The following is a 24,854-nucleotide window of genomic DNA, read 5'->3' on the forward strand; positions in this document are numbered from 1 at the left end:
GAGTGATTTCGCCACATTTATCGATGATTTGTCCGGGAGGTAAATTCCCCTCCCCATCTGGGGTGTTTCCCTCGCAGTCAATTTAGGGTTTGCGATATTTCCTTGTACACCTTTTACTTGCGGAGTGACTTACGATGCGATGATGCCAACCAGTGAGCAGATTTGGTCTCAAGGTGAAGCACAAGAAGCGCTACATTCACGCGCAACAAAGATTGCTGCCGAACAGTTTGGAAACGCGGTGTTCCTAAGAGGAGTCGTGGAGGTTTCCAATTTCTGCCGCGAAAACTGTGCCTACTGCGGCATGCGCCGCGACAACCGAAATCTGGCGCGTTTCCGGGCCGATCACGATAAGTTGGCGGAGTTGATTATTCACCATCGTCCCGCCAGCATTACTGACATCAACATACAGTCAGGCGAAGATCCCGTGGTGGTCAGAGAGGTCGTACTGCCACTCATCAACACGCTTCGACGCGAGACGCCCTTGGGCATCAGCGTCTGTCTGGGGACATTGGATGATTCGCTTTACACGGAACTGAAAAATGCCGGGGCTGGCATTTACATCATAAAGTACGAGATCGCGGATCCCGCTCTCTACTCGAAAATGACAGCACCTGGAACTTACAAGGAGCGAATCGAGCACATCCGCCGTCTGTCTGCTTCAGGATGGAAGGTGAGTTCAGGATTTATTTCCGGGCTTCCCGGGCAAACGAAAGAGGAACTCCTCTCAAATTTTGCGCTGGCTCGAACACTTCCTTTGGATGGCTGTAGCGTCAGTCCTTTTATACCTGGCGATGAAACTCCGCTTTCCTCGTCACCTCTTGCAAGCATTGACCTAACCTTAAATTGCATGGCCGCTTTGCGTCTGATGAAACCAGACTGGGTCATCCCCGCGGTCAGTGCTTTAAATCTCGCAGAGCCCGGCAGCGGTTACCGCCGGGGTCTGCGAACCGGTGCTAACCTGGTTACGATTAATATGACGCCTTCAGATGTGCGCGGCGATTACCTGCTTTATAAACGGGACAGGTTTATCATGACCGAGGAACGCATTCTAAATGCAATCGCAGCCGAAGGTCTAAAACCTTCCCGCCAGGGGCTTGCTGCCTTTTACAAGACGAGAGCTGGCTCCAACTCATGCGCAGCCAAAACGATCGCGACAGCAGCCTGATGTTGGAGAAAGATTAAACTGACAGGTAGAGTCGGGCAAAAGTAGAGACTAGGGCGAGGGTCTGACAATGGCTGTATCGTGCATGGGCCCAGGAACCGCAGACACCTTTTTTTTCGATTGGAACCAGGTTCTCCAACCCTCCTTCAATTCCAACAATCCCCATCCGGCGATAGCCTTCACAATAGGCATGGCACTACCGGGAGCAAAGCTGTAGCCTTTAAACATAAACCGGCGACCATTATTTTTTGCTCCAAGGCAGTTCCGGGCTCGCCGTGAGCGGGCCATTTTCGCAAATCTCCGATTATAGGTGCGGATGAAATAATAGAATGGAATTGACGGCGTTGTTGTAAATATAGGTTCCGTCAATCCAACAACTCCCCGTTTGAAAGGCTGGGAAGCCACTCCAAGGTAGTAACAACCAAGATCCATCAGGAAAGCCAGGCGAAGCAATTCATAATCCCCGATATACTCATATTTATCCTGATAAATAGCCTCGAACCAACGCTTGTACGAGTTGCTGAAGTTAAGATTGTTCATCTGGAGCTTTGCGGCAATTGATTCCCCTCGTTGCTGCGCCAAAATCAACTGCGCCGTACATGTGGCGGTGAAGGCGATCCAATCCATCCCCGGACTATAAAACGGATCAATAAACCCGGCAGCATCGCCAACCAACGAAAAACCGTCACCCGCGAAGGTCGTGCTCAAGTATGGAAGATTTTTCCGCCAATGAACGTCGCCCTCAGTCCATTCAGCATCAGCCATTAATTCCCTGGCAACGGGATGTTTTAACAGGAACTCCTTCAGGCGCTGGCCCATGGATCCTCCTTCCGGCCAGTTCACAATGCGCTGATCAAATACCACGCCAATACTTACATCGCCGCCTTTGAGTGCAATCATCCAGGCCCACCAGCCATCCCCCATCAAGTGGTTTGTGGCTGTTCCTCGAGTTCCGTAACAAGCCTTCGCCCAACAGGGAAATTTTTTCGCGAGATCAATACCATCCCAATCCTTTACGCCCTTCCAGCGGGACCATACTGAGGTTGTTGGATGCTCGGTATTGGCCCTCCACCACCCTTGCTGGCGCGCCAGAGTCGCAGCCACCCCCGAGGCATCAACCACCCACCGTGACTCAACTTGTTCCAGTCGATCCTGATATTTAATGCTGATTTTCTGATTGCCACCAGCTGCCAATTCGACTGTCTGCACGTTGGCCATTCGACACAGCTCTGCCCCCATCCCGCAGGCACGGCGAAGCACCTCTTCATCCATCGTGGCACGATCCACTAAAAAAGCCGGCACACGCGCCATGTAGCGGCCGCCTATCTCGCTGCCCTCAGCCAGTGTCTTCGACTGCTCATTTGCGAACCAAAACCTTAGGCCCTGCTTATTCAAATGAGTCTCATTCAAATACTGCATGAGCCCCAGGGAATGAGTAAGGAAGTAGGTACTGATCTCAACTGTCGCCTCCCCTACCCGGCGCGTAAAAGCCGCGGATTTTTCAACAATCAAAATCCGCAGCCCGGGACGTTCGCGCAGGAGCAGGATTGCGGTCGACGCACCAGACAACGCACCGCCGATAACTACCACATCATAAACATTTCCCCTGGTTGGCGCGGCCATCTGGAATTATTTTCCCTTAATCGACTTTGTTGATATGCAAATCACTGCGCACGACTTTGCCATCATCAGCTGATACATAAACATCGCCGACGTCAGCATCCCGCTCAGGATTTCTGAGTTTTGTTGCCCATAGGCGAACTTTCCAAACCGGGCCCTCTTCGCCGCGTTGCAGCCACATTTGCGAGGCTGTCAGCTTTAGATTCGCAAGCAAAGGCTCGCTCGTTGCGGTCTTTAAAGCCTTGTCGGAATCCACGTTCATTTTCTTGCGATCCAGTTTTTTGTCTTCACCCGTAACTGGTTCGAGCATGCGCATGGGGTGTTTTAACTCCAATTTCTTACCTGCGCCGAATTTTACCTGGGTTGCCTTGAAAGTAGCATCTGGATCGTAATAAACAATGTACCAAATGTTAGGGGTCAGAGATCCAACTGATTTTTCTGAACGAATTTGAACAACTTTGTCCTTTGATTCTTCGCCAATATAGCGATTCCCTTCCTTGATCAAATCAAAGGCTGTGAGGTCAGCCGCGCGCGCGATTTGACTCAGTCCCAACAAAATTACCACGCACGTCAGTAGTTTCTGGTGTAGATAGGTTTTGCTTGTTATCATGAAGTCATAATACGCAAAATGCCGTCTTATGACAACTTCATAAACCGTTGAGAAGTTTTGACTTAAAGCCTGTAAGTTCGGTAGCATCATTCAAAATTAAGAAAAACTGAGAGCTTTAAGTGCTGTTCCCCTCACCTGAAAAATCTGGTCCGCCTCCGCGCGTCGTCATTACCGGCGCAGGTATCGTCACTTCCCTCGGCCTTGGCTGGGATAATAACGCCGAAGGCTTCCGCACGGGCCGAGTTGCAATGAATGCAATATCTCTTTTTGATGTTTCCCGACAACGGGTCAAATCAGGCGGCGAAGTGCAATTGCCTAAATCACTCCCTGCCACTGGACTCAGCTCCCGGCAGGAAAGTCGTTTGGATCGAGCCACAAAACTCCTGCTCCTGGCCGCTCACGAGGCATGGCGGCAATCGGGCTGGCAACCTTCCTGTGACTTACCCTTGGTGCTGGGAACTACCAGCGGGGGCATGGGCCTGGGCGAAAACTATTATCGTCAGGCGCTTAACACTCCTCGGAATCATCGCGGCCAGCCTTCACGGGTAATCCAATATCAAGCGCAAACCCAGGCGCTCTCCCTCACCGATGCCTTTGGTTTCTCTGGTCCGGTGACCATCATTGCCAACGCGTGTGCTTCCGGTTCGAACGCCATCGGACATGCCTGGGAACTGTTGCGCGCAGGTCATAGTCAAAGGGTTCTCACCGGCGGATTCGATGCTCTCAGCCAACTTGTATTTGCCGGCTTCGACTCTCTCCAGGCTCTTTCCACGACTCAGTGTCGCCCCTTTGATGCAAATCGTGACGGCCTGGCGTTGGGTGAAGGGGCGGGCATTTTAACGCTTGAAACTCTCGACCATGCTCAAAATCGTGGCGCCAGTATTTTGGGCGAAATCGTTGGTTACGGTTCAGCCCTTGACGTGCATCATCTGACCCAACCACACCCGGAAGGAAATGCCGCTCTGGCATCGATGAATGCTGCGAGCCACATGGCGAACTTATCTCCTTCCAACATCCATTATGTCAATGCTCATGGTACCGGCACTCCTCTGAATGATGGTGCCGAAGCGCATGCGATTCGCCGCTGGGCCGGAGAGCGTGCTGCTACTTTGCCGGTGAGCTCAACGAAGTCGGGCATTGGGCACCTGTTGGGTGCCGCGGGAGCAGTCGAGGCCATAATTTGCCTGATGGCTCTGAAAGGCCAATGGTTGCCACCCACCTCAACCCTGCAAATCCCTGACACGGTCTGTAAGTTTCCCATAGTTCGAGAACCTGGTACCGCCCGATTGGAATATGTTTTGAGCAACTCATTTGGATTTGGCGGTGCCAATGCCACACTCATTTTTCGGAGGTGGTCATGAGTAGGATTTACATTGCCGGTTGTGGGGCCGTTTCGCCTGCAGGATGGAGTGTTCAGCAACTTTGCGATGCAATTCATGCCGCTGCACCAATCCCTGTAAAACCCCTGACACGACCAGGCTGGCCAAACCCGCTCACAGTTCGGCAAGTGGTTTCGGCCGATCCCAAACCCTCCTTCATGGGTCATGCACGGCTGCGACGCACCAGCCCAATAACCCAGTATGTCGTCTCGGCAGCATTGGAAGCTCTGGGTGACGACCTGGCATTAGTCAGGAACGGCACGTTACGATTGGGTATTGTGCTCTGCGTCATGTCGGGCTGCGTTAACTACACTCGACGCTTCTTTGACGAGACGGTGAAAGATCCTTCAACCGCCAGCCCGCTGATTTTTCCCGAGACGGTTTTTAATGCTCCCTCCAGTCATATCGCCACCCTGCTCGGGACGAAGTCGATGAACTACTCGATTGTCGGTGATCCCGGAACGTTTCTTCAGGGCCTGGCTTTGGGCGCTCAATGGCTTGCCCAGGGGAATGTGGACGGATGTTTGGTGCTGGCCGGGGAAGAATGTGATTGGCTAACTTCCGATGCATTCAGGCATTTTTCTCGTAAAATCATTCTTAGCGACGGCGCTGGTGCAATCTATTTGAAAGCAGGTGTTCCGGGAAACTCATCGGTTGAGTTGCGATCCATAACTGACTCCCATCTCTTTTCAAGGGACCACCGGAGAGACCAGGCCATTCAGCGCGTAGCCGAGCAACTGCCACCCTGCTCACCCGATCATCTCCTTTGCGATGGTCTTCAGGGCGTTCCTCGAATTGACGCCCCCGAAATCGCCGCCTGGAAAAGTTGGAACGGTGCGCGGGTTTCGCCAAAGAGTATCTTGGGCGAAGGATTGATGGCGGCAGCCAGTTGGCAATGCATCCATGCAATCCAGGCACTGAGAATGGATCTTTACCCGGCAGCCAGCGTGAGCGTGTTGGGCTGTAATCAACAAGCCATCGGCGCCCACTTTACCGCAACCAAGGGTGTCTGATATTCTTCTGAACCATGACAGCCAGAGTTATACTAATCACCGGAGCCAACGGCGGACTGGGTCAATCCATTGCCCGTTCTTTTCTGCAGGAATCAAAGGACAATTTTGTCTGGCTGGGGGTGTATAGTCGTCGTGATCGCGCTGAAGCGTTGGCAGCGGAATTTCCTGGAAGCTGCCGCGAGATTCAACTCGATGTCACTCAACCAACAGCCTGGCAGCAGGCCGTCGCTAAAATCACTAGCGAAAGCTTGCGCCTGGATGTGCTCGTGAATAATGCCGGTTTTCACGAGGACGGACTGTTGGCTACGCTGCCCGCCGAATCGTGGCACAAGGTGATTTCCTCCAACCTCGACTCCGTATTCCACGGATGCCAAGCAGTCATGAATACGATGATATCTCAACGAAGTGGACGCATTATAAATATTGCCTCCCTCAGCGCTCTGCTGGCTCCAGCGGGACAAAGTAATTACGCGGCCGCCAAGGCAGGCGTGGTTGCCATGACCCAATCGCTCGCCAAGGAAGTCGCTCGCATCGGGATAACCGTAAATGCCATTTGCCCCGGCTATATTGAAACTGAAGCAATTCGTGCTATGAATGATGACGAACGCAAAGCTGCCCAGGGGAAGGTTCCCATGCGGCGCTTTGGTCGCCCTGAGGAAGTCGCGGCCGCGGTGCGATTTCTGGCTTGTCCTGAAGCGAGTTACATCACAGGCTCTGTATTGAAGGTAGATGGCGGAATTTTTTAATTTTACACATGGAAGAACTAGCAATCCTTAAACAACGGATTAAGTCGATGATGGTGGAGAACCTGATGCTTCAGATCACCGCCGACGAGATTAAAGACGATCAGCCCCTTTTCGGACCTGAAAGCCTCGGCTTGGATTCAGTGGACGCGCTTCAGCTGGTGGTGGCGCTGGAAAAAAACTTTGGCGTCAAGATCGTCAGCAAGGAAGCCGCCAAGGACATCCTGCATACCGTAAACACCATCGCGGAGGCAATTCAGAAGAAGAAAGCAGAAGCAAGTCAGGCCTGATTCTCTCGACGATATGGAAACAGCGACTTACGACGCTTTGATAATCGGTGGCGGCCCTGGAGGCAGTGCCGCTGCAACTTATCTTGCCAAAGCGGGTAAACGCGTGCTGGTGCTGGAAAAGGAACATTTCCCCCGCTTTCATATCGGCGAATCGCTCCTACCCTATAATCAACAGATTTTTCGCGAAATGGGTGTTTCACCCGCCTTGGAAGCCGCCGGTTTCGTTAAGAAGTACGGCGCTCAATTTCACATTGGCAATGGTTCGAAGAGTATTGGCTTCGTTTTCCGCCAGGGCAAAATGACCCGTGAACCGGAGGCCATGCAGGTGGAACGCGCAGCCTTCGACCATCTCTTGATGAAGCATGCGCGCAGTTCAGGTGCAGAGATTCGTGAAGGCTGGACCGTGGCCAAATACAGTAGCGATTGTTGTGGGGTAAGCATCGATGCTCGTGACCAGTCAGGCCAGTCACAAATTTTCAAAGCGAAATTCCTGATCGATGCCAGTGGACGCGGCAACGTCACGGGCAATCAGGATGGCCAACGCCAGTTTCATCCCAAGCTCAAAAAGGTCGCTGTTTTTGGCCATTTCACAGGTGTCAAAGTTGATCCCGGTGAAAGAGGTGGTGATACCGTGATCGTTCGTCTTGAAAATAAGTGGTTTTGGCTGATTCCAATTTCCAGGGAAAAGACCAGCGTGGGTTGTGTCATGGATCAGGAGGAGTTTGCCGCGGCAAAGCAATCGCCAGCAGAAATCTTCAATCGGATTGTTCAATCCAGCCAACCCATGGTTCAACGGATGAGCGATGCAAAATCGGCTGGAAATTTCCAAACCACCACTGACTTTTCCTATACCAACAAGAGTTTTACCGGCCAGAGATTGATCCGCATTGGTGATGCGGCCGGTTTCATGGACCCAATTTTCTCCGCTGGTGTTTATCTGGCCATGTTCTCTGGAAAGCTCGCGGCTCAACTGGTCATCAAATCACTCGAGGGCCACCATGACGGCTCTCGTTTGATGAAGGCCTATGAGAAACGCGTCCGTTCTTCCATGCGATTCTACTGGGAAATGGTGGAAAATTTTTACACCAAACCGTTCATGGACATATTTTTCGAACCGCGCGAAAAGTTTAACCTGGTAGCCGCGGTCAACGCAGCCCTTGCCGGAGAACTGGAAGGCGGTTGGAAAATGCAATGGCGTATGCGCCTCTTCTTCTTCATTGTGCGACTTCAAGCCAAGTACCCTCTGGTTCCCCGCATCACCTGGGCCTAAAAGAAAAACTCTTCGAACGGATATTTTCTATCCGAAGAGTGTTAATGGCCAAACAGTGCTTATTTAACTTCGGGTGCCAGCGGCGCTAATGCGGCAGCCGAACTGGAATCCGATGAGTTGGCAGAGTCTTTCGCCTTCTCATCCTTCTTATCCACCATCAGATCCTTTCGGTCCTTGAGCACCGGATCGACATTCCAGGCAGGCAAAAGATAAGTCCAGCCTTCGAAGGCCTTCTCCTGCTTCAGGCGATCTTCAAGCTGTTTCTGCTTTTCCTTAAAAGCCTTCTCATTCTTATCCTTATCTTCAGGCTTTTCATCCTTTGCTGGCGTGCGTTCCTTAGGCAGGTTCGCAGAAACGGTCAAAGCAATAGGATAATCATCACCCGATTTCTTGCCTACTTTTACCGCATAAGTGAAGTCGTCGAAGGTATTTACCGTCACCACAGTTGGTTTGTCCAATCCAAGTTCTTCAGGTTTGGAACTGACATTAACATCGTTGAAAGAAGGCGACGCAAACGGACTGGAGACACCCGCAACTTTTCCAGAATCAAGCTGTTCTCCCGGTTTTACGTCTGCCAGTTTCCATTCACCAGCTTCAGAATCCCTGGTCAGCTTCCACGAATTCGTGCTGTTCTGAAATTCCACAACGATGGACTTTGGTTTCTCAATTTTGAAGAAGGCTTTATTGAGCCACTGCTCCGGTTTCGCTTCCACGTTGCTCAATGGATCTGCTACGAGCAACGCATTCTTTGTATCTGTTGAAACCATGACATAACGCCCATCAGCCATCCCTTCATCACCGAATTGTGATTGAGTTTCGCGCTGTGGCTTGCGGGAATGCTGCTTACCCAAAGTGAGTGCCTTAAGGCTTTTATCGTCTTTGTCCTTAAAGTCCACTACGACGCCAGATGTACCAGGTCCGGAGGCGAGTTCCAGGCGGGGCAACTGTGACGCACCAATTTCTTCCTTTTGCACCACCTTGAGGTCCTTTGCTTTCATCAGAAATTCACGAATGGCGTCAAAGCTCGCGTGGTAGTTGTTACGTTCCTTCACACGCCAAAGGTCATCCTTCTTGACCAGGTTGACTTCGCTGGTTCCCTGTTTGATGGCGAGACGCGCGACATCGTTTACTTCAAATTTGTCGCCCAACACCTTTTGGCCGGAGCCCTGCTCACCGCTATTGGATTCCTGCTGGTGACTATTTCGAAGCAACAACCCAGCTGCGCCCAAAACAACCAACAGAACTATGAGAATAAGAAATGTTTTCCGATTCATTTTGCTGATGTCCGTTTCTTTTTAACCACTGCGATACAAAGACCTGCCATCACAACGACAACTGGCATGCCGAGGATGTTTTCCATTTAAGTCGATTTTGCAGTCCCTCTTTTTCGCGAGCCAGCTGCTTTTTCTCGAGTTTTAACTGACGGTTCACCTCAACCTGCTTCTTTTTGAATTTATCCAATTCTGCTTGTTGTTCAGGAGACATGATGAAGCGTTGGCCATTGTTTTCCTTGCCACGTTGCAATTCGTTCAGTTTTGTTTGCGTCTCCTGAAGGCTGTCTTCCAGCCCCTTGATCTTGCTCTGAAAAGCCTTCTGAGCCCGTGCATCCATTTCACGAATACGGGTGAACGGACGGCTCATCGTCGCCCGACTGCGAACGTCGATGAGTTCGCTGGCCCCGGCGAGCTTTTCGACGAGGTTCTGAGCCATGCTCAGATTGCCATTCATGGCCTCAAGGGAACGTCCGAAAATGGTCTGCGTTTGTCGAACCGCAAACTGGTCATAAATAAAGTCGGCGTCACCAAAAAGAACCACGGCGTTTTCGTCCTTGGTTTCCTTAAGACTATCCGCAGATTTTAGAGCGGGCGCGGTTTTATCTTCCTTCTTGTCGTCCTTCTTATCTTCAGGTTTTCCGTTTGGAAAAGCCGTTTTGAATTTGCCGTTGAGTCGAATTGCGAGGGCATATTCCGTGCCTGAGGGTTTGAAGTCTTTAAGCACACTGTCTTCGGAAAGACTTGCCATCACCCCATCCACCAGAGCTGAATCCTTGGTGGTCTTCAACAGGATGGTTTCCTTCAATCCGGAAACGGGAGTGCCACTGAAAACGCCGCAGAACGGCAGCCAGACATTGTCGATCTCGCTGGTCGCGACATCATCCCCGTTGATTCCCTCTTTCGGAATGGAGAGGAATGCGGGTGCATCCGTCGGCTGACCATTTCTCCCCATTAACTGCATCTTGTAATTGAGGTCCGCGGCTACTTTCGTGTTTTCGAATTGAATGCCCCAGGCCTTGAACAATTTGTCCAGTGAAGACCCGCCTCCTGGCAATTGCATCATCGGATTCGAGCCGTTCTTGTCCACCAACGAGGTTGCATCCAGGAAGGCGATGAGCTTGCCGCCGCGCATGATAAACTGATCAATGGCGAATTGCGCTGTGTCGGAAATATCCTTGGGATGAATGACTACGAGGACTTTAACATTGTCATCGATTTTGTCGGCAGTCATTTCCACCTGTTTCACCGTATAGTCATTCTTCAGCTCGCTGATAAATATCCAGGGATCCTGTCCTTGCTGCTGCTGTCCCATGCGCGCCATCATTGGATTGGCAGGCGCTCCAAATACCGGCAAGGGACTCATCACCCCAACGACTGGCTTTTCCGGTGTGACCACCCGCGAAATGGCGCGGGACAAATCATATTCCAACAGCCGTTCACGTTCCGGTGTAAGGAATGGAAGCGCCTCTTTAGCATCTAACATGCTGACCGAGAGACCTAAATAGAACTTTTCTCCGTCCGGCAGCATCTGACCTTCCACACCATCCAGCCGTGCTGAATCCTCGGCATCGGAATCCGGTTGTGGGTCGAATTTCTCGATTATGAGTTTTCCCTTTGCGATCTGCTTGTACTCGGAAAGCAGGTCTTCCACATTTTGGGCATAAGTCTTTAACCCCATCGGCACCGAGTCGCCTCCGTGTGATTGTGAGTAGTAAAAACGAACCTTCACCGGCGTATCCAGTTTGGATAAAATCGCCTTGGTTCCCGAGGAGAGCGTGTAAGCCTTCTCCTTCGTTAAATCGACGCGTTTCTTGACCGTGCCGGTAACCGCATTGAATGCGATCAACACCGCAAGTAATACCAGCACGCCGACCACTGAATAAATAAATGTCTCAAATGCTTTCTTTTTCATCGTAGTAGGAAAATAGTTTGTTTAACCAGCCCGATGCTCACGGATGATCACTCCAGTGGTAAACAAGGAGAACAACATCACGGACAAGAAGAAGATCAGGTCTCGGGAATCCAGAATGCCCTTTTGGAATCCATCGAAGTGCGTCATGAAACTGAACGAGGCGACAGTTTCAACCACGCCCGGACCGAAGTTCATGACCCGATATAAAAAGTTCGTTACCGGAGGATACCCCACCAGAATCAACAGGAAGCAAATCACCACCGAGATGATGAAACTGACGACCTGATTGCGGGTCATCGCCGAAGTCATGCTGGTGATTGCCAGATAGGCGCCGGCCATCAGAAAGCTTCCCACATAGCTGGCAAAGATGACTCCGTTATCCGGACTTCCAAGATAGTTCACTGTCATTGCAATGGGGAATGTCAACGCCAACGCAATCCCGAGGAACAACCACGAAGCCAGGAATTTTCCGACGATGGCCTGCCACGGAGTAATCGGCATGGTCAAGAGCAGTTCCATGGTCCCCTGCCGTCTTTCCTCTGACCACAAGCGCATTCCAACCGCCGGCACCAGGAACAGATATAGCCACGGATGCCAGGTGAAGAAAGAAACCAGGGAAGCTTCACCGCGTTCGAAGAAGCCACCGAGCATGAACGTGAAAAATCCGTTCAGGAGGAGGAATATCACGATCACCACATAAGCGACCGGGGAGGCAAAGTAAGCAACCAACTCGCGCTTGGCTACGGTTTTGATATTACCGAAGGCACTCATTTCGTTGCCTCCTTCTCTTTTGCAGTGTCGGGCATGGTGATATTTCTAAACACATCGTCCAATCGTCCTTCTTCGGTATGCAATTCTTCAATCTTCCAACCTTGTAGCGTGTCAGTGATGCCTTCAGCCAAGGCGCCATTGATTCCCGCCGTTTTCGGGAATACTCGCACGGTGACGCTGGCAGCCCCTTCCTTGACAACGACCGCCCGCTTCACGATGGGCAATTGTGAAAGTTTTTGAGTGAGTGAATTGGCTGCAACGCCACTCACGCGCAAGGTCACCGCCCCGGCAAATTCCGATTTCTGTCGAAGCTCCTGCGGCGTCCCGTTGGCAACCACTTTGCCACGATCAATGATCATGGCCCGCGAACAAACCGCATCCACCTCTTCCAGGATATGTGTGGAAAAAATAATCGCTTTCTTCTCACCCATCCTGCGAATCAGCGTGCGCACCTCGTGTTTTTGATTTGGGTCCAGGCCGTCGGTCGGCTCGTCCAGGATCAGCACTTCCGGATCATGAATGATCGATTGTGCAAAACAGGTGCGATGCCGATAACCTTTGGAAAGCGTGTCGACACTCTGATGCAACACATTTTCCAGAAAGCACATTTCCACCACGCGATAAACAGCCTTCTTTTTGGCATCCCCTCGCAATCCGCGAATTTCTGCGGCAAAGTTCAGGAAGCCATACACCGTCATATCGGTATAAGCGGGCGCATTTTCCGGCAGATAACCGATGAGCCGCTTGGCAGGAATCGGGTTCTCGACCATGTCGAACCCACCCACATGAATTGTTCCGGCTGTTGGCGGAATGAAGCCCGTGATCATGCGCATGGAGGTGGATTTACCGGCGCCGTTGGGCCCGAGGAACCCGAGGACTTCGCCTCGTTCCACGGAAAACGAAACGCCGTCTACAGCTCTTTTAGCGCCAAATGTCTTGGCCAGGTTTTGAACCTTAATCATTAGTCGTTCTCCATTTAGTTTCCAGGATGAACTCTGGACATAACCTCTTCGGGTTCAATTGTAAACAGTTTTTCACAAACCATTGTTATTATTCATTTTGTGTTCTACAGTCCTGAATCATGTTCCGGCAGTTTTGACAATATAGAAAAAAGATGTTCAAAAAAAACTTAAATTGGCGTCTTGGATTTCGGGGAAGTTCAACAGCCAGACGACTTTCCGTTTATCGCCTGGCTTGGACCACTTTCTTCCTGTTGCTGGTCGCGGGTTTGACTGCCTGCAATACAGTAAAGAACATGCCTCCCGCGAATCTTTCCGAGCCCGGTTGGACTGTTCTTCAAGGTCAGGCGGTATGGCGTCCAAAGCTGACTGCTCCGGAAATCGCTGGGGATCTGTTGGTTGCAACCAACCTGGATGGACGCAGTTTCATTCAGTTTACCAAGACACCTCTCCCCATCGTTGTCGGCCAGACCACGAGCAATTCATGGAAGATCCATTTCGTTCCCAATAACCAAACGTTTTCCGCACCGGGACATCCCCCTTCGAAAATTGTCTGGTTGCACCTGCCACGCGATCTTGCTGGCGCGAAGCCACCCAAGTTCTGGCATTTCACAAAGAAAGAGTCCGGCACTTGGCACTTGGAGGAGCATTTCACGGGTGAATCTCTGGAGGGATACTTAAATCCATGACGCGCAGGGTTTGGTTCTGGATTTTATTAATCTTCAGCGCGTTGGTAATCGCCGGAGCTTTCCGGCTCAAATTTGACGTCGATGTCCTCAATCTTTTGCCGGGCGATCTCCCAGTGGTTCAAGGTCTCCGCCTGTATCAGAAAAACTTCACCGATTCACGTGAGCTGATCGTCACCATCAAATCCGCCGATGCTGCGAAAACTGAATCCAGCGCTCGCACTCTCGCACAGGCGCTCCGTTCTGAAACCAATTTGGTTGAGTCCGTCATCTGGCAACCGGTCTGGTTGGAACGTCCGGCTCAAGCAGCCGAGCTTATTGGCTATCTCTGGCTCAACCAGCCTCCCGATGTTTTTGGTGAACTTACAAACCGCCTGAGTGGAACGAACATCCAGGCGACTTTGAATGATGCCAAGGAGCAGCTCGCCACTTCTCTCTCCCCAATGGATCTGGCCCGTCGCGGATACGATCCGTACAACCTGATGAAACTGCCGGACGGCGTCAGTGGTGGTGCTGCAGCATCCTTCGGCGAGGGCCAGAGCTTGTTTACCTCCCAGGACGGCACCTTTCGCATTCTCTTCGTTAAAGCCAAACCTGATCTTTCCAGTTACCGCGCCTGTATCTCATGGCTGAACGGCGTGAAGGACATTGTTGCATCACTGCAGAAGCGCGGTGAATTAGCTCAGGAAGTTAAAATTGGTTTCACGGGCGGTCCCGCATTTAACGCTGAAATCTCCAGCGGAATGGAACATGACATGACCAGTTCCGTTGGCATCACCTCCGCCATCATCGCCATTTTATTTTGGATCTTCCATCGACGCTGGGTACCCATGCTGTGGCTGCTTGTTCTACTGGGAGTCATACTGGCCTGCACGCTTGCATTTGGCGGGCTTTTGTTCGGCTCCATCAATGTTGTCAGCCTTGGCTTTGCCGGAATTCTACTGGGCCTGGCCGTCGATTATGGCGTCGTCCATTATCAGGAAGCACTGGCTTCGCCAAACGCCATCATTCCTGAAATTCGTCGTGCGATTGGACCCAGCATTTTCTGGGCTGCCGTCACCACCATTAGCGCCTTCCTGGTCTTGAACTTTGGCGGACTGCCGGGCCTCGCTCAACTCGGCTCTCTCGTCGCAATAGGCGTGATGCTCTCTGCTTTGGTAATGCTTTTTGCCTTCCTGCCCCCCCTCTTCCGCGATCGCATCAAGAAGCGGCAGGAACAAACCGCCTCCAGTTCACTGACGAAAGCCGCCAGTGCTCGTCACGACATTCCGGAACCTCTTACTCCACTAAAAAGAAATTTGAGTTTCGGTTTCACCGCTATCCTTGTTTTGTCATGCGTTATAATCTTAAGTCTCGGAATTCCAAAACTTGATAACACTGCCAACGCTCTGCGCCCACAACACAGTCCTTCCTACACCGCCCTGGATGAGATCAAGGCAAACCTCGCCCAAAATCGTGAACCACTTTGGCTTATAACCCGCAGCACGAATACTTCAGAAATTGCGCGTCGGTTTGATGTCGCCCAACCGATCCTCGAACAAGCGATTTCGAATCAGACCATTGGCAGTTTCACGCTTCCAACGATGCTCTGGCCGCGTCCGGAAAACCAATCTGCGAATCGCGAGGCAGTCGCTCAAATTCTTTCCCAACGAACAGCTCTTAAACAAGCCGCTGTCGCTGAAGGATTCAGCACGAATTCCACGATCATGACGGACCATATCCTCGACACTTGGCATGCCGCATTGGACCAACAGGGCGTATTCTGGCCCACCAACGAAATGAGCCAATGGATCTTGGATAAGGTGGCAGCTCGCAATCATGGAGAACTTCTCGCAGTCGGGTTTATTTTTCCTAAAACCAACGCTCCTTCAACGGCTGCCTTGGAGGATTTATCGCAGCAGCTGTCTGCCAAAGGCTTCATCCTGTCAGGTTGGGATCTGCTCGGGTCCGCCATTCTCAAACGCGTGCAACAAAACATGTGGAAAGTTATTCTCCCCATGATTGCACTGGTACTGCTATCACTCTTTCTGGCGTTCAAGCGTCCCACGGAAATTCTGCTCAGCATTGCTGTTCTCACCCTCAGCGGTCTCTGCCTCCTGGCAGTGATGCACATAGCCGGTTGGTCGTGGAATCTTTTGAATCTCATGGCTCTGCCTCTGATGCTCGGCTCGGGCGTTGATTACAGCATCTTCATGCAACTCGCCCTCCGTCGCCACAACGGCAACATGGCTGGAGCTTACCATTCCGTCGGTCGCGCGCTCCTGCTCTGTGGAGGCACCGCTGTTGCGGGATTCGGTTCGCTTTCCTTCTCCACCAACGCCGGCATGGCCAGCCTTGGTCAAGTTTGTGCCATTGGCATAGCAGGCAACATGCTCGTTTCCGTTTTCCTCCTTCCCATCTGGTGGCGGGCTCTGGTCTTTAAAAATAATAAACTCTCATCCAATTCGACTGCTTCACGAGCGGCTGGCCCATCGTCGCTTTATTGTTCAGTGTTGTGGAAACTCGGCCTCGTTCTTGTGCGCAGTTTGCCCAGAAGTGTTTGTGCAAAACTAAGTCACTTACTGGCTGAAATCTATTGGAACTTCGCCGGTCATCGCCGTGAAATCGTCATTGAAAACCTTCTGCCAGCAGTCAATGGCGACCGGAAACTTGCCCACAAAAAAGCCCATGAGCTCCTGCATAATTTTGCGCTCAAAGTTGCCGACCTGTGGCGTTTCGAAAGCGGTCTGCCGGTGGATAACCTCTTTGGTGAATTTGCAGGTTGGGAACATTTTACAAAGGCTCAGTCGGAAAAGCGCGGAATTCTGCTGGTTACTCCGCACTTGGGAAATTGGGAGTTTGGCGGTCCGCTGTTGACTAAACGAGGTGTAAATCTACAAGTGATTACCCTGGCAGAGCCTGGAAGCGGATTTACCGAGATGCGCCAGGCTTCGCGCGCCCGTTGGGACATAGAGACTCTGGTCATTGGCGAAGATCCATTTGCCTTTGTTGAAATCATTCGTCGATTGGAAGCAGGGGCGACCGTTGCACTCCTCATTGACCGCCCGCCTCCGACGAGCCAGATTACTGTAGAATTGTTTGATCGGCCGTTTGCTGCTTCCATTGCGGCATCCGAATTGGCGCGCGCATCTGGATGTGTGCTTTTACCAGTTTACCTGCCGCTCACCAGCAAGGGTTATGCAGCACACATTTTGCCTGCTATTCCATATGACCGGGGAGCATTGCGCAAGCGGGAAGCACGCCAACAGCTCGCCCAGGAGATTATGTATGCTTTCGAGAAGCCAATCTTGGAGCACCTTAACCAATGGTACCATTTCGTTCCCATTTGGCCTGCTCGGTCGAACCCTGATGATTCACATTAAATGTATGTTATTCGCGCCTGAAAAGATTCCATTTAAACCACGGACCCGTTTACCTGGATTAAAGTTAAGCCAAAAAGCCATTTCGTTCCGTTTTATAATCTTTTTGCTTTATGCAGCCCTTTGCCTTCTAGGTCGCCATGCAGGAGCTCAAGGAACTGAATCGGATGCTCTGGTGACCGGCTGGCTGAACGCTCAGACAAACATGCAGACCTGGTCTGCCGATTTCACTCAAGTTCGAACCCTCAAATCCTTGACACAACCCTTGACCGCCACTGGTCATGTCTGGTTTGCCGCCCCCAACCGGTTTCGCTGGGAATTGGGAAAGCCACCCAAAACGATAGCCGTCCGCGAAGCTGACCAATTGATGGTCATCTACCCTCTTTTAAAACGAGCCGAGCGGTTCCCACTCAGTGGTAGTCAGGCGGGCCAATGGAAGGATACCCTGGCGCTTCTGGATGCAGGCTTTCCTCGCAGCCGAACGGAGTTGGAAAGCCGATTCAATCTTCTCTCTCAAACCACCAGAAATGGTGTGCATGAAATCGTTCTGCAGCCGAAGTCCACAGCAGCCAGACGTTTCATGCCGGAAATCAGGATTGCTTTCGAAACCAATACATTTTCACTGCGTTCCACGGAGCTTGAATTCAGCGATGGATCAACCATGAAAAACATTTTTACGAATGAGACGTTAAATCCCAAAATTGACGATTCATTCTTCAACCCTCAGCTCGGCAGTGATTACAAGATTACTGAACCATTAAAGAAATGATTACAACCAGGGATTCAGAGCATGATTGATCTCGCAGCAAAAGCATTGGAGGCATTGCCACACGGTCCAGAGTTTCGTTTTCTCGATAATTTATTGCGTTTGGAACCAGGCAAGGCTGGTGTTGGTGAATATACCGTGCGGGGTAATGAGTATTTCCTGAAAGGCCATTTTCCCGGCAGTCCTCTTTTCCCCGGGGTGCTGCTGGTGGAAGCATCAGCTCAACTGGCTGGCACGGTGGCACAGACTGATCCGGACATTCCCCCCATGTCTGGTCTTAAACTGACCGCAATGCGTGCCGTCAAGATACTTGGAAGTGCCCGCCCTGGTGAGGTGATTCAGCTTGAGGCTTATATCACAGGCAGGTTGGGCAATCTTGTCCAGGCGCGCACGATGGCATTGGTAAACAAGCTCGTGGTAATGCAGGCAGAAATTACATTGAGCGGAGAGATGCCAATTGAAGGTTCCATGGAGTCTTGATGCAGCACGCGAACTAATCGAATCAGGGATGAGGCACTGAATCGCTTTTTCTTAAAGCGAGATACTTCTTCCTCCATTCAGCACGCGAAAGTTTCCCCCGCTGATTCGCTTCCATAGATTTCACAAAAATCCAATCGCGCGGAATTTGCCACGCGGGAAGTCTTTGCAGGAGGAAATGTTTCAGTGACTGCTCTTGGAGTTGTTCCTTTCCAACCAGGCAGGCTACGATTATCTCCTTTCTTTCCTCGTCCTTGCTTTCGACCCCAAAGACCAGGCATTCGTCAATCGAAGGATGAGACAACAAAACTCTTTCAATGCTTTCCGGTGATACCTTTCTTCCGGCAACATTGATCTGATCCCCTGCCCTCCCGCGGATGTAAACCAGACCATCGGAAATCTCTGCGAGATCGCTCGTGTGAAAATATCCTGGCACTAACCTTGCAGTAGCCTCCGGCCAGTAAGTCAGGCCAGTCGCGTTGCTCCGCACCTCAAGGCAATAATCCTGGCCCACCGACAGTGAGACATTTCTCATCGGTGCGCCCGCACACGTCACATCCTGTCTTGGGACATCGGAAGAATCGTATGCAATGCCACCGCATTCACTCGACCCGTAAAAGTTGTGAATCTTTATTCCCTGCCCCTCGTACACCGCCTCCTCCAAACTCAATGACAAGGGGGCGCCGGCAGAAATGGCCAACCGAACATTTTTCGGAATGGCATTGGCGCCATGCCAGGTGCGCCACAACGCCGGGACAGCAGCAAGGGTGATCGACTCAGCCATGCCGGAAGCAATTCGCAAAGTCTCCGGTAAAGGTGCATCCACCAAGATGAGAGGAATACCATGTAACAAAAGTGGAAGAACGAGATTGGAAAATCCGTAGGAATGCGCCAGTGAAATGGTGCCAAGATTTGGCCAATCGCGGCGCAAGCCCATCGTCGCGACGATATTATCGACGTCAGCCGCGAGTTGTTCCCCAGTAAAAGTTATGAGTCGGGGTTGTCCTGTCGTGGCTGACGTAATCTTTAAATGATCACACTTAGGCAGACCAACCAAATTGGGCGGGTTCTGCTCAACCTCCAAAGGACAGGTTGCCTTGCCCAAACGCCAGCCAGCCAAAAGCGTTGAAATGAAATTGTGCCCTTGCGGAAATGCCACCAGATCCGAAATTGAAATATTTTCCGAATCAGCCAGCAACTGACCAAAAGTCCACCGCTCACCCCTTGCCACATCGTGCAGGGCGATTTCATTACGATATTCTTTTGCTATCTGGCACCAGCGTTCGTAAAGCATTGTTGTCAGTTTCAGATCCCACAGTTAGTTTAGGAGCGATTTAATATTTTATGCAGAATCAGGCTCTGAGTTCAAACTCGAAAGTCCAGCCCGTCCACCTCGTGCTGTGGCGGATGCTTCAGTGCAGTCCGGCGGGCTTTTTCCTGATTGCATTTGTTTCCATAATCTCCGGATGCACAACCTCCAATCAGGTTCGAGCCACATCGGACCGACCTTTTAATTTTCAAACGGACACCTTTGCCTATCCCAATCAGTTGGTCTGGGATTACTATTTTGATAACAGCGGTAAATGGGTCAGCAGGCCGCACGAACCAAAACCAGATTATTCCCATCACTGTTTCGTCGTATCCAGGTCTTCCAAACAATTCTTTCAGAATGCAAAATTTGACACGAACCAGCCTGTAGCCGACGCCGCCACCTACCAAAACCTTGTCAAACGCATCGTTTCCCTCAGCCCGCGTCATGTTCCTCCGGATACGGAAAAGATTACTATACCCGGCTATGCGGATCTCAGAAGTTTCAGCGCAGCTCATGCTGATATCCTCAAAGCCGAATGTGGAAGCGCGTGGCAAAGTTATCTTCAACGCGGACACTGGCGCATGATACTTCCCTTCAGTCGTCATCATCAGGAGCAAATGGCCTCACAGCTTGTGATTGATCTTAAGGCAAACATTCCACCAGTGGTCCACGTGGTTCGGTTTCCGCAATTATCCATCAATCATTCTGTGCTCCTCTTTGGAGCACATGAAACAGAGCAGGATATCCGTTTTGACGCTTACGATCCCAATAATCCTTTCAAACCCGTCACTCTAACCTACGACCGTAAAACCAAAACCTTTTCATTTCCCGGAAACGATTATTGGCGTGGCGGTCGAGTGGATATCTACGAAGTCTATCGAGGTTGGGCTTACTGAATTGGTTCACGTCCGGCAAAGCCCGAATCAATATCGTGCCAAAATTCAATGTCATCCTCGTCCTTTTCCCAACACAGAAACACTTCCCTGCCACCAATCAAAGCCGGAAAATCAATCAATCCACGGTCCAGATCCTTGATGAAAATTTCCCGATTTTGAAACTCCTGGAACAGCGCCCTTATTTCGCCAAGTAGTTTTACGGAGCGATTGACCAGTTCCCCGCCCATGTCATTTCCGCTGGTCATTAACCCATGAATCCGACGATCCACCTTTTCCACTTCAGCGCGTGTCTCGTTCAGTTGCTCAAGCCACTGACGCAATTGCGGCAGCAGGGCTCGCGCCTCGTCGCGAGTGTAATGCTTTTGGAATTGGTGTGACATGGCCCTTCAACTGTTCAGCAATTGCATTATTGAGGTTTGTCTCGCCACAATTTTTTCCGCACTTCCTCGTTTTGCTCCACTTCCAGCGACCTCCGCCAGGCGGTCCGCGCCTTGTCATCCTGTTTCAACGCGGCATAGATGTCACCCAAATGATCATACAGGGTGGCATCGGGCTCCGGAGTAAGCTTTATTGCTTCTTCAATTCGTGCCAGGGCTTCCTTCGGTTGATTCAACTTGTAAAGCACCCATGCAAAACTATCCAGGTAAGCTGGATTCTTCGGCTCCAGCTTCACCGCTTTTTCAATCAAATCACGTGCCTTCTCCAGCTTGATGCCGTGCTCCGCCCACATATAGCCAAGATAGTTGAGCGCTTCCGTGAAATTCGGTGACTGCGAAAGACACTTCTCAAAATATTTCTCAGCCTCTTCAAAATTTGATGCCCGTTCATAGACCGAGCCAACCTCAAAGTAGAACAAGGCATTCAACCGCTTCGGCTCCTCAGCCTTCGCAATCACTTCGGCTGAGGTCAAATGTTGCAAGGCGTTCGTAAAATCCTTTTCCTTGGAGAACGCCAGTCCGCTAAAAAATTCCAAAACAAAACTTGGTTTAAATTTCTTGCGTGCATGCTCCAATGTCGAAAGGGCTTCCTTCGGCTTTTCAAGGTTAATTTGGACTCCTGCCAAATCGTAATAAGCCTGCTCCATCTCCTCATTCAACAAAAGCACTTTGTGAAAGAAATCCTCCGCTTCAGGAAGCTTTTTATCATCGTAAGCAAGGCTGCCCAGATAATAATACGCCTGGGAATTTGCCGGATCGTCCTTCACAATTTCCTTGAGCTGCTCCGATGCCTTCTGCGGCTCCTTGTTCTTCAGATAAATATCCGCCATTTTGGCACGGATATCGTCTTGCACTGCGGGCCGACTGCTGACTTGATTCAGAAGCTCCTGATAGAAATGAAGGGCATTCGTTCTATCGCCGAGAACGTTAAAACCATCTGCGAGTTTGATGCGCAGCACCAAACTCGAAGGCTTAAGCTTCGCTGCTCTGTTGAGAACCCCGAGCGCAGCCTTATGCGTGTTGGTCTGAAGTGAAGGAACCTGACGCTCAAGGGTTGCAAACAATTCTGCGAGATTAATTAGAAATTCCGCACTGGTTTCCGGCTGTTTGGCAGCCTTGTCCAGAACTTTGAATGCCTCCGCCGAATGGTTTTTTTGAAGATGAATGAGAAATAAATTCTGGTAACCAGTGAGCAACGTCGGAGATTTCTGAATTGCCTTCTCGCTCGATTGAAGCGCCAGATCATCCTGGCCGAGCCTGGAATAGACCATCCCCAATCGCGCATACACAGCACCCGAGGCATTGGGTGCCGCCACCGCATTGGTCAAAATCTCAAGTGCTTTATCCGTCTGCTTTAGCTGCAGGTAACGTCGCGAAATTTCCAGCACCAATTCGTCATTGGCCGGATCCTGGAGCGCAGACTTGGTATATTCCTCCAGAGCCAACTCGGGCTCGTCCTGCATGTCAAAGACGACTCCCTGCGCATAATGAGCATGCGCTTCGGCTACCTTTTCTTCCGAAACGGTCGGGGTCGTGGGCGCAGCCTTCGCTGTTGCCTTGGTCTTGACCTGGGCACTCTTGACGTCGCCTTGCTTATCCGACGACGACGACGCGCACCCAACCACCAGCATGCTCGTCGCAGCCAGCAAGACTGTCAGCCCATGGTAAAAGCGATGCAGCATTCGGTAGAATACCCCTGAATAATATCCACGCAACCCGCTCGGATTGCGTGGATACAGACGAACAACATTCGCCAGCGGAGCAACTACTTCTGCCAGGTGCGCTTCTTATGGCGATTGGCGCGAAGCTGCTTGCGGCGCTTATGTTTATTAATCTTTGCCTTACGACGTTTTTTCAGTGAGCCCATATAATTTTGTTTGCGGATTTAATATACTACTTTGTTAAGCGGATATTCAATAATTCCTTCAGCACCCGCCGCTTTCAATTGCGGAATCAATTCCCGAACCACATGCTCATCGATGATCGTTTCCACCGCCACCCAACCCTTCAAACTCAGGTTGGATATCGTTGGATTACGCAGAGCAGGCAAACTTTGCAATAAATTTGCCAAATTCTTTTCTGCAATATTCATCTTCAACCCCACCTTGGCCTCGGCTTCCAAGGCGCCTTTCAGCAATAGCGCCATCGTTTCAATCTTATGCCGCTTCCATTTATCTTTCCAGGTGACGTGATTGGCAATCAACCGCGGCGTCGATGAAAGTAATGTATCCACGATGCGCAATTTATTCGCCCGCAGTGACGATCCAGTCTCCGTCAATTCCACAATCGCGTCCACCAACTCATGCGCTTTGAATTCTGTCGCGCCCCAGGAAAACTCCACCTCGGCCTTCACGCCGTGCTTCTTCAAATATCGCTTCGTCAGACCAACCACCTCAGTGGCAATCCGCTTGCCTTGCAAATCTTTCGCCGATTGTACCGGTGAATTTTCCGGCACGGCCAGCACCCAACGCGCCGGTTGACGCGTCGCCTTGCTGAACAAAAATTCTCCCACCTCATGCACCTTCGAGTTATTTTCCTGAATCCAATCGTAACCCGTGATGCCGCAGTCCAGATACCCATGCTCCACGTAACGGCTGATCTCCTGCGCACGAATCAACCGAATCTCCAACTCCTCATCATCCACGTACGGCACATACGAGCGGCTGCTGACCTGGATGTTAAATCCGGCCTTTGCCATCTTCTCGATGGTTGCCTCTTGCAGACTGCCTTTCGGCAATCCAAACCGTAATTTCGTCTTATTCTTCATGCTCAAACCGACAAAAAGCGCTTCATTTCACGTGCGGGAATGGGTGTTAACTCAATCCAGAAGTCGCAAGACCGCTATCATTTGCCATTAAAATGGCACTAAAGCCACACTTTTTTATCATTAATCACCGGTTGACTTCCGCCAAACCGTCTGCCGCCCCTGCACAAACACCTCTCCCCGCGCCAAAGCTCCTATGGTTGAAGGATATAAAACCCGCTCCGCCTCCTGGATTCTGGCGTGCAAACTCCCCGCCGAATCCCCTGTCAAAACCGGTACCGTCTGTTGCGCCAATATCGGACCCGTATCCACCCCTTGATCCACGAAATGCACCGTGCAACCCGTCACCTTCACTCCGTAATCCAATGCCTGCTTCCACGCCTCCAATCCCGGAAACGATGGCAACAACGACGGATGAATATTAATTACCCTGTGCTCAAACGTCCGCAAAAACTCCCCCTTCAAAATCCTCATGAACCCCGCCAACACCACCAGGTCCACCTCCGCCCCCTTCAACGCATCGATGTACGTCCGCTCCGCCTCTTCATCGAGTTTTGTCCGGAACTGTCCCGGCTTGATGAACCGCGCCGCAATCCCTCGCGACCGCGCATGTTCCAGTATCCCCGCATTCTCCACATCACTAATCACCAGCGCCACCTCCACGGGAATCCTCCCCGCCTGGCACGCCTCCGCAATCGCCACAAAGTTCGAGCCCTTGCCCGACCCCAGCACGCCCAACCGATATTTTCGTTCACCACTCACCCGCCCCTCATAAGTTAGAAACCACATTCCCGCAAGCTTTTGCTTCTCTCGCATTCGAAACTCGAAATTCGCTATTCAAATTTTCCAAGCCTTCCGATACCTTCCGATATCGACTTTGTTTCATTCAAAAATCGAAACCCGGCATTCGAATAAAAATGCTCGTAATTTCCTACGCCGACCAAAAGCACCACCGCTGATTGCTCCGATTTTCACCGTTACATCCTCGAAAAAATTTTTAACCGTTATCTGGCGTTATTTACCGTTATGTACCGTTATCTGGCGTTAGACCTTCCATTCTGAAATTCTATTTCTAACGACTCCCGAAAACCACAAAGAGCCCGCCACGCCCGCCTTGGAAATTCAAGGCACCGCGCGACTCCTTCTCTTCGACG

At 51.1% G+C, this 24,854-nt stretch carries 22 protein-coding genes; 11 read left to right on the forward strand and 11 right to left on the reverse strand.

What is annotated here, in order from left to right; all coding sequences use genetic code 11:
• Positions 1-139 precede the first annotated feature (139 nt).
• Positions 140-1,165 carry a radical SAM protein gene (locus CFLAV_RS11260; protein WP_007414846.1) on the forward strand — a complete coding sequence of 342 codons (1,026 nt, stop codon included), beginning with the start codon at positions 140-142 and terminating at the stop codon, positions 1,163-1,165.
• Between the two features lie 48 nt (positions 1,166-1,213).
• On the opposite strand, the gene CFLAV_RS11265 is transcribed toward CFLAV_RS11260, so the two are convergent.
• Together CFLAV_RS11265 and CFLAV_RS11270 are read right to left on the reverse strand one after the other, a co-directional pair.
• Positions 1,214-2,785, reverse strand: coding sequence for an NAD(P)/FAD-dependent oxidoreductase (locus tag CFLAV_RS11265; protein ID WP_007414847.1), 1,572 nt, complete (start codon positions 2,783-2,785; stop codon positions 1,214-1,216).
• A gap of 16 nt (positions 2,786-2,801) precedes the next feature.
• Positions 2,802-3,392, reverse strand: coding sequence for a hypothetical protein (locus CFLAV_RS11270; RefSeq protein WP_150107364.1), 591 nt, complete (start codon positions 3,390-3,392; stop codon positions 2,802-2,804).
• A gap of 119 nt (positions 3,393-3,511) precedes the next feature.
• Here CFLAV_RS11270 and CFLAV_RS11275 point away from each other — a divergent pair, with 119 nt between their 5' ends.
• The 5 genes from CFLAV_RS11275 to CFLAV_RS11295 are packed head-to-tail and all read left to right on the forward strand — an operon-like array spanning position 3,512 to position 8,087.
• A complete protein-coding gene (locus CFLAV_RS11275) occupies positions 3,512-4,753 on the forward strand; it encodes a beta-ketoacyl-[acyl-carrier-protein] synthase family protein (RefSeq protein ID WP_007414849.1) in 1,242 nt (413 codons plus the stop codon).
• The gene (locus CFLAV_RS11280) at positions 4,750-5,784 is read left to right on the forward strand and encodes a beta-ketoacyl synthase N-terminal-like domain-containing protein (RefSeq protein ID WP_007414850.1); all 1,035 of its coding nucleotides are present in this window, start codon (positions 4,750-4,752) and stop codon (positions 5,782-5,784) included. Before CFLAV_RS11275 ends, CFLAV_RS11280 begins: the two co-directional genes overlap by 4 nt.
• A gap of 14 nt (positions 5,785-5,798) precedes the next feature.
• Complete coding sequence (locus CFLAV_RS11285) at positions 5,799-6,530, forward strand: SDR family oxidoreductase (RefSeq protein ID WP_007414851.1); 732 nt, start codon at positions 5,799-5,801, stop codon at positions 6,528-6,530.
• 8 nt (positions 6,531-6,538) lie between these two features.
• Entirely contained in the window at positions 6,539-6,817 is a 279-nt protein-coding gene (locus CFLAV_RS11290; protein WP_007414852.1) for an acyl carrier protein, read from the forward strand.
• Positions 6,818-6,830: 13 nt separating this feature from the next.
• Positions 6,831-8,087 (forward strand): NAD(P)/FAD-dependent oxidoreductase, encoded by a 1,257-nt coding sequence (locus CFLAV_RS11295; RefSeq protein WP_007414853.1) that lies wholly within the window; start codon positions 6,831-6,833, stop codon positions 8,085-8,087.
• A 59-nt stretch (positions 8,088-8,146) separates the two neighbouring features.
• On the opposite strand, the gene CFLAV_RS11300 is transcribed toward CFLAV_RS11295, so the two are convergent.
• From CFLAV_RS11300 to CFLAV_RS11315, 4 genes are read right to left on the reverse strand one after another with little or no spacing between them, the layout of a single operon-like run.
• The gene (locus CFLAV_RS11300; RefSeq protein ID WP_007414854.1) at positions 8,147-9,361 is read right to left on the reverse strand and encodes a DUF4340 domain-containing protein; all 1,215 of its coding nucleotides are present in this window, start codon (positions 9,359-9,361) and stop codon (positions 8,147-8,149) included.
• Between the two features lie 49 nt (positions 9,362-9,410).
• Positions 9,411-11,273: a GldG family protein gene (locus tag CFLAV_RS11305; RefSeq protein WP_007414855.1), complete on the reverse strand. Its 1,863-nt coding sequence runs from the start codon at positions 11,271-11,273 to the stop codon at positions 9,411-9,413.
• A gap of 21 nt (positions 11,274-11,294) precedes the next feature.
• Positions 11,295-12,044, reverse strand: a complete 750-nt coding sequence (locus CFLAV_RS11310) for an ABC transporter permease (protein ID WP_007414856.1) — start codon at positions 12,042-12,044, stop codon at positions 11,295-11,297.
• Positions 12,041-13,006: an ABC transporter ATP-binding protein gene (locus CFLAV_RS11315; protein WP_007414857.1), complete on the reverse strand. Its 966-nt coding sequence runs from the start codon at positions 13,004-13,006 to the stop codon at positions 12,041-12,043. Before CFLAV_RS11315 ends, CFLAV_RS11310 begins: the two co-directional genes overlap by 4 nt.
• A 152-nt stretch (positions 13,007-13,158) precedes the next feature.
• Between CFLAV_RS11315 and CFLAV_RS11320 the strand changes: the two genes are divergently transcribed.
• From CFLAV_RS11320 to CFLAV_RS11335, 4 genes are all read left to right on the forward strand, one after another.
• Complete coding sequence (locus tag CFLAV_RS11320; protein ID WP_007414858.1) at positions 13,159-13,692, forward strand: hypothetical protein; 534 nt, start codon at positions 13,159-13,161, stop codon at positions 13,690-13,692.
• Positions 13,689-17,051 (forward strand): LpxL/LpxP family acyltransferase, encoded by a 3,363-nt coding sequence (locus CFLAV_RS11325; RefSeq protein WP_007414859.1) that lies wholly within the window; start codon positions 13,689-13,691, stop codon positions 17,049-17,051. The genes CFLAV_RS11320 and CFLAV_RS11325 overlap by 4 nt, the downstream gene beginning before the upstream one ends.
• Before the next feature lie 202 nt (positions 17,052-17,253).
• Complete coding sequence (locus tag CFLAV_RS32190) at positions 17,254-17,817, forward strand: LolA family protein (RefSeq protein ID WP_160164557.1); 564 nt, start codon at positions 17,254-17,256, stop codon at positions 17,815-17,817.
• Between the two features lie 21 nt (positions 17,818-17,838).
• Positions 17,839-18,294 carry a 3-hydroxyacyl-ACP dehydratase FabZ family protein gene (locus tag CFLAV_RS11335; RefSeq protein WP_007414861.1) on the forward strand — a complete coding sequence of 152 codons (456 nt, stop codon included), beginning with the start codon at positions 17,839-17,841 and terminating at the stop codon, positions 18,292-18,294.
• Positions 18,295-18,316: 22 nt separating this feature from the next.
• Here the strand turns inward: CFLAV_RS11335 and CFLAV_RS11340 are convergent, their stop codons facing one another.
• Positions 18,317-19,585, reverse strand: coding sequence for a class I adenylate-forming enzyme family protein (locus tag CFLAV_RS11340; RefSeq protein WP_007414862.1), 1,269 nt, complete (start codon positions 19,583-19,585; stop codon positions 18,317-18,319).
• 50 nt (positions 19,586-19,635) lie between these two features.
• On the opposite strand from CFLAV_RS11340, the gene CFLAV_RS11345 reads away from it, so the two are divergent.
• Complete coding sequence (locus CFLAV_RS11345) at positions 19,636-20,499, forward strand: hypothetical protein (RefSeq protein WP_007414863.1); 864 nt, start codon at positions 19,636-19,638, stop codon at positions 20,497-20,499.
• Here the strand turns inward: CFLAV_RS11345 and CFLAV_RS11350 are convergent.
• The 4 genes from CFLAV_RS11350 to purN form a co-directional block, all read right to left on the reverse strand.
• Positions 20,493-20,879, reverse strand: coding sequence for a DUF2203 domain-containing protein (locus CFLAV_RS11350; protein ID WP_007414864.1), 387 nt, complete (start codon positions 20,877-20,879; stop codon positions 20,493-20,495). The two genes, CFLAV_RS11345 and CFLAV_RS11350, sit on opposite strands and share 7 nt — an antisense overlap.
• A 26-nt stretch (positions 20,880-20,905) precedes the next feature.
• Complete coding sequence (locus tag CFLAV_RS11355) at positions 20,906-22,618, reverse strand: tetratricopeptide repeat protein (protein ID WP_007414865.1); 1,713 nt, start codon at positions 22,616-22,618, stop codon at positions 20,906-20,908.
• A gap of 203 nt (positions 22,619-22,821) precedes the next feature.
• The gene (hisG, locus tag CFLAV_RS11360; RefSeq protein ID WP_007414866.1) at positions 22,822-23,703 is read right to left on the reverse strand and encodes an ATP phosphoribosyltransferase; all 882 of its coding nucleotides are present in this window, start codon (positions 23,701-23,703) and stop codon (positions 22,822-22,824) included.
• A gap of 120 nt (positions 23,704-23,823) precedes the next feature.
• Positions 23,824-24,516 carry a phosphoribosylglycinamide formyltransferase gene (gene purN, locus CFLAV_RS11365; RefSeq protein ID WP_007414867.1) on the reverse strand — a complete coding sequence of 231 codons (693 nt, stop codon included), beginning with the start codon at positions 24,514-24,516 and terminating at the stop codon, positions 23,824-23,826.
• Positions 24,517-24,854: the final 338 nt, after the last annotated feature.

It is taken from the genome of Pedosphaera parvula Ellin514, from assembly GCF_000172555.1.
Taxonomy (GTDB): Bacteria; Verrucomicrobiota; Verrucomicrobiia; order Limisphaerales; family Pedosphaeraceae; genus Pedosphaera.

Coding starts and splice junctions, on each gene's coding strand:
- CFLAV_RS11260 (WP_007414846.1), top strand. CDS start 140: ATGATGCCAACCAGTGAGCAGATTTGGTCTCAAGGTGAAGCACAAGAA.
- CFLAV_RS11265 (WP_007414847.1), bottom strand. CDS start 2,785: ATGGCCGCGCCAACCAGGGGAAATGTTTATGATGTGGTAGTTATCGGC.
- CFLAV_RS11270 (WP_150107364.1), bottom strand. CDS start 3,392: ATGATAACAAGCAAAACCTATCTACACCAGAAACTACTGACGTGCGTG.
- CFLAV_RS11280 (WP_007414850.1), top strand. CDS start 4,750: ATGAGTAGGATTTACATTGCCGGTTGTGGGGCCGTTTCGCCTGCAGGA.
- CFLAV_RS11285 (WP_007414851.1), top strand. CDS start 5,799: ATGACAGCCAGAGTTATACTAATCACCGGAGCCAACGGCGGACTGGGT.
- CFLAV_RS11290 (WP_007414852.1), top strand. CDS start 6,539: ATGGAAGAACTAGCAATCCTTAAACAACGGATTAAGTCGATGATGGTG.
- CFLAV_RS11295 (WP_007414853.1), top strand. CDS start 6,831: ATGGAAACAGCGACTTACGACGCTTTGATAATCGGTGGCGGCCCTGGA.
- CFLAV_RS11300 (WP_007414854.1), bottom strand. CDS start 9,361: ATGAATCGGAAAACATTTCTTATTCTCATAGTTCTGTTGGTTGTTTTG.
- CFLAV_RS11305 (WP_007414855.1), bottom strand. CDS start 11,273: ATGAAAAAGAAAGCATTTGAGACATTTATTTATTCAGTGGTCGGCGTG.
- CFLAV_RS11310 (WP_007414856.1), bottom strand. CDS start 12,044: ATGAGTGCCTTCGGTAATATCAAAACCGTAGCCAAGCGCGAGTTGGTT.
- CFLAV_RS11315 (WP_007414857.1), bottom strand. CDS start 13,006: ATGATTAAGGTTCAAAACCTGGCCAAGACATTTGGCGCTAAAAGAGCT.
- CFLAV_RS11320 (WP_007414858.1), top strand. CDS start 13,159: ATGTTCAAAAAAAACTTAAATTGGCGTCTTGGATTTCGGGGAAGTTCA.
- CFLAV_RS11325 (WP_007414859.1), top strand. CDS start 13,689: ATGACGCGCAGGGTTTGGTTCTGGATTTTATTAATCTTCAGCGCGTTG.
- CFLAV_RS32190 (WP_160164557.1), top strand. CDS start 17,254: ATGCAGACCTGGTCTGCCGATTTCACTCAAGTTCGAACCCTCAAATCC.
- CFLAV_RS11335 (WP_007414861.1), top strand. CDS start 17,839: ATGATTGATCTCGCAGCAAAAGCATTGGAGGCATTGCCACACGGTCCA.
- CFLAV_RS11340 (WP_007414862.1), bottom strand. CDS start 19,585: ATGCTTTACGAACGCTGGTGCCAGATAGCAAAAGAATATCGTAATGAA.
- CFLAV_RS11345 (WP_007414863.1), top strand. CDS start 19,636: ATGCAGAATCAGGCTCTGAGTTCAAACTCGAAAGTCCAGCCCGTCCAC.
- CFLAV_RS11350 (WP_007414864.1), bottom strand. CDS start 20,879: ATGTCACACCAATTCCAAAAGCATTACACTCGCGACGAGGCGCGAGCC.
- CFLAV_RS11355 (WP_007414865.1), bottom strand. CDS start 22,618: ATGCTGCATCGCTTTTACCATGGGCTGACAGTCTTGCTGGCTGCGACG.
- hisG (WP_007414866.1), bottom strand. CDS start 23,703: ATGAAGAATAAGACGAAATTACGGTTTGGATTGCCGAAAGGCAGTCTG.
- purN (WP_007414867.1), bottom strand. CDS start 24,516: ATGCGAGAGAAGCAAAAGCTTGCGGGAATGTGGTTTCTAACTTATGAG.